The following is a 3,816-nucleotide window of genomic DNA, read 5'->3' as shown; positions in this document are numbered from 1 at the left end:
GGGATCACGACACGAAAGTGTATTTTACGTACGCTTGGAGTGAACACCTGTAGAACTGGCCACATTGAGGTTCACGCAACAAGTAGGGATGCAGGTACCCGAAGCGGTCGTAACGCGCCAGCTTCGGGCTGCTCATCGACATTCCAGCGATAGTCGCCTGTCAGAGAAATATGCTCCCAGCCGAGGGGTGCGATATGCTGGGCCAGGTCATCTGAAATACCGAGCGTCGTGATGGCAGACTGAAGATAGCGCGTATTCCATAGGATGACCGCTGCCACCAGCAGGTTCAGACCTGACGCCCGATAGGCCTGATTTTCAAAACGCCGATCCCGCAGTTCGCCAAGCTGATTGAAGAAGAGCGCCCGAGCCAGCGCATTCCGGGCTTCTCCCTTATTGAGTCCAGCCTGGGTTCGTCTGCGCAAATCCAGATCCTGTATCCAGTCGAGCATAAAAATTGACCGTTCGATCCGGCCGACTTCGCGCAAAGCCACAGCCAGACCATTCTGACGGGGGTAAGATCCGAGTTTGCGCAGCATGGCCGAAGCGGTCACGGTTCCACTCCGAATAGATGTGACGAGACGCAGCAGGTCGTCCCAGTGTTCCACAATATGGTTGGTATTGATCAGGTCACCGGCCATCCCACCCAGAAGTTCGCCCGGGTGTTGTCCCGGAAAAAGGTGAAGTTTCCGCTCTTTCAGATCCCGTATCCTGGGCGCAAATCGATAACCAAAGAAGGGCATCAGCCCGAAAACATGATCCGATGCCCCACCCGTATCTGTATAATGCTCTTCAATGGAAAGTCCGTTAGCATGATAAAGCAGTCCATCCAGAACATAGGGCGCTTCACCGGCCGTCGCAGCAATCACCCGGGTCGAAAACGGATCATACTGATCGGAGATGTGGGTGTAGAAACTGACGCCCGGTTCACTGCCATTGCGCGCATTGATATCGCTGATCGCAGCGCCTCTGCCACCTGCATGAAACAATTGACCATCACTTGAGGACGATGTGCCGTCTCCCCAGAGTGACGCCAGGGGCAGCCCACGATGGGCTGCAACCATACGGCCAAGGGCTTCGGCGTATCCGGCCTCGCTGATATGCCAGTCATGCAGATGCGCCAACTGGCGCAGGGTGGCACCCTGACAGGTGTCGGCCATGCGTGTCAGACCAAGATTAATCCCATCCGCCAGGATCACCGTCAGCAGGGCGTTTTTGTCATCCGCGACACGGCTGGAACGGCGATGGGTAAAGCAGTCGGTGAAGCTGATCCAGCGGTCCACTTCCAGCAGAAGATCAGTAATCTTGATCCGTGGCAGCCGGTCGTAAGCCGCCCGCCTCAACTCTTCCACAGCAGGGGGTGTAATTGCTTTCAGAGGCGAAATCACAAGACCATGTGCATCAAGCCGGACCTGTGACAACTCGCCCTTCCTGGCAAGAGCCGTCACCCGGTTCAGCGCGGTTTCCAGCACTGCACGCCGTTGAGAAAGGAACGTGTCAGCCGTAGCATTGATCGCCAGAGGCAACGGTCCTTGCGCGCGCATCGCTGCAAACGTGGCTTCCGGAAGAAGGTAGGTGTCGAATGCGCGGTATTGGCGACTTTCCGTTACCCAGATGTCTCCGGCACGCAGACGCTCGCGCAGCTGGGTCAGAACACAGAGTTCGTAAGCCTGTCGTATGACTGTTCCCTCTGGCCTGACAAAGCTGTGCCAGGAAGGCGGAATGAAACGGATCGGACAGGAGTCAGGCAAGCGGCGTTTACCGGTCCGATAGAGGTCTCCAATGATCTGCACCGCCTTCAGTAATCCCTGTACCGTGCGACCACCCTGAAACTGGAACGCGTTCAGGAATGGACCAATGGCAGGACGAAGAGAGCGATGCCGGTTGATCAGTTCGGCCGTGCGATCAATGGTCTCTGGAGCTGTCAGGGTTTCAGCCCTGCCGATGGCGTCCTGGAGGCGGGGCCAGTCAATTCCCGTAATGGCAGACAGTGAATCAACACCCTGATCACGCGCCTCAATCAGATGACGGCAGGAGGTTGTCAGCAGACGAAGCTGGGCCTGCAACGATCGCATGGTGACAATCGCTTTGTCACGGATCCGGTGCTCGGCACGGCGCATCATGCTTCCGAGGAGTTTGTCCATCATTGTGAGGGTCGCGTCGGTTAGAACCTCCTCAAGTCGGACCCCGGCTGCCACCAGAATGGCGTAACGACGGGATGACCGAAGCTCGGCCAGATGCTGGGGCGTAATCCGGGCAGCTTCTTCGCTCAAACGGTCAAAGGCCACACGCGGTATGGTCGTGGCGCGAGCGCTGTCGAGGTTCAGGGATCGTACATACTCCAGGCGTTCCAGCAATCGCAGGATATTGCGCGCGGCTGGTGACAGGGGCGGGTTACGCAGCCACGAGAGCGAGGAGGCACTGCGATCGCCACGACGCTCCAGCATTTTGTCCAAACGACAACGGGTTTCCGGCGGCAGATCCCCTGCAAGGACGTCATGGACAAGGTGATCGGCCTGCTGGCGAGCACGGCGCACCAAGGCTTCAATGACAGTGACCGACGGCAGGAGAATGCTTCGGCGACGCATCTCGTCAATCAGGATCGCAGCCATGCGGGATGGCTGGGTCACATGATGTGCAATTGGCATCGCGAAACCGGTCATGTCATGAAATGCCGACCGATCGAAGGTTCGGTAGCCATAACGCTTCATCAGGTGGGCCAGATGGGATCGACGGGTTTCGTCACGACGTCCGTAATGGGACCAGAGCCCAGGGGACAGGTCGAGCTGCCGCGCAACAAATGACAGAATGGGAGCCGGTGGTGTTTCACCAGATTCCAGCACCCGTCCCGGCCAGCGCATGTAGAGCATGACCATCGCAAAACCCAATCGGGAGGTTTCTCCGCGGCGGGTTGCGATCAGATCGAAGTCATCCTGGCTGAGTGTAAAATGTCTCGTGATCTCGCGATCATCGACAGAAGGCTCGTAATGTCGGGCGAGAGCTTCACGGGTCAGAAGACGGCGCCGCGCCATGATCGGATGTCTCCTTCATGTGTCCGGAAGGGGATCGTTGGACGGACTGTCCCGGACAAGTGCAACACGTCATGGAATACAGCCGTGTGCTGTGTCTCATAAAGGTGGTACCATATGTTTTGCAGTCATGGGACCTTATACGTTACACTTTCCCGTATGACACACATAATGATCGGCTATGCCCGCTGCTCGACGGACAAACAGGATCTCGCGGCCCAGCATCAGGAACTGCTCAAACTCGGTGTTTCTGCCGATCGTATTTACACCGACAAGGGCTTCACCGGCACGAACCGGGAAAGGGCCGGCCTTGACCAGGCACTGGCGGCTGTTCGTAGTGGCGATACTTTGGTCGTACCAAAGCTTGATCGACTGGCCCGCTCTGTCCCTGATGCACGGCTTATTGGCGACAGCCTGGCATCCCGTGGCGTGAAGCTTCAACTTGGGAACAGTATTCACGATCCGTCTGATCCAATGGGCAAGTTGTTCTTCAACATCCTTGCGACTTTCGCGGAGTTTGAAGCCGATCTGATCCGGATGCGTACTCGTGAAGGGATGGCCGTTGCACGCGACAAAGGTAAACTACGCGGAAAGAAACCCAAGCTTTCTGAACGTCAGCAAAAAGAGCTTCGCCGGATGTATGATACCGGCGATTACTCCATCAGCGATCTTTCAGAACTGTTTTCTATTTCTCGGCCAACTGTCTATCGAACTCTCAGCAGAACAGCCTCAACGTTCTTGTTGGGTTCACTCTAAGCGTACGTAAAGTACACTTTCGTGTCGTGACCCC

At 56.7% G+C, this 3,816-nt stretch carries 2 protein-coding genes; one reads left to right on the top strand and one right to left on the bottom strand.

The window, feature by feature from the left end:
* Positions 1 to 71: 71 nt before the first annotated feature.
* Positions 72 to 3,029 carry a Tn3 family transposase gene (locus tag CFR79_RS15590; protein WP_110548474.1) on the bottom strand — a complete coding sequence of 986 codons (2,958 nt, stop codon included), beginning with the start codon at positions 3,027 to 3,029 and terminating at the stop codon, positions 72 to 74.
* Positions 3,030 to 3,185: 156 nt separating this feature from the next.
* Here CFR79_RS15590 and CFR79_RS15585 point away from each other — a divergent pair, with 156 nt between their 5' ends.
* Positions 3,186 to 3,782, top strand: a complete 597-nt coding sequence (locus CFR79_RS15585) for a recombinase family protein (RefSeq protein WP_029329811.1) — start codon at positions 3,186 to 3,188, stop codon at positions 3,780 to 3,782.
* Positions 3,783 to 3,816 lie beyond the last annotated feature (34 nt).

This window comes from Komagataeibacter saccharivorans (assembly GCF_003207825.1).
Classification (GTDB): Bacteria; Pseudomonadota; Alphaproteobacteria; order Acetobacterales; family Acetobacteraceae; genus Komagataeibacter; species Komagataeibacter saccharivorans.
The sequence above is the reverse complement of the archived record's forward strand: the minus strand, read 5'-3'. Positions and strand labels throughout refer to the sequence as shown.

What these genes read in the sequence shown, in the direction of transcription:
- CFR79_RS15590 (WP_110548474.1), bottom strand. Translation starts at nt 3,029, where the DNA reads ATGGCGCGGCGCCGTCTTCTGACCCGTGAAGCTCTCGCCCGACATTAC.
- CFR79_RS15585 (WP_029329811.1), top strand. Translation starts at nt 3,186, where the DNA reads ATGACACACATAATGATCGGCTATGCCCGCTGCTCGACGGACAAACAG.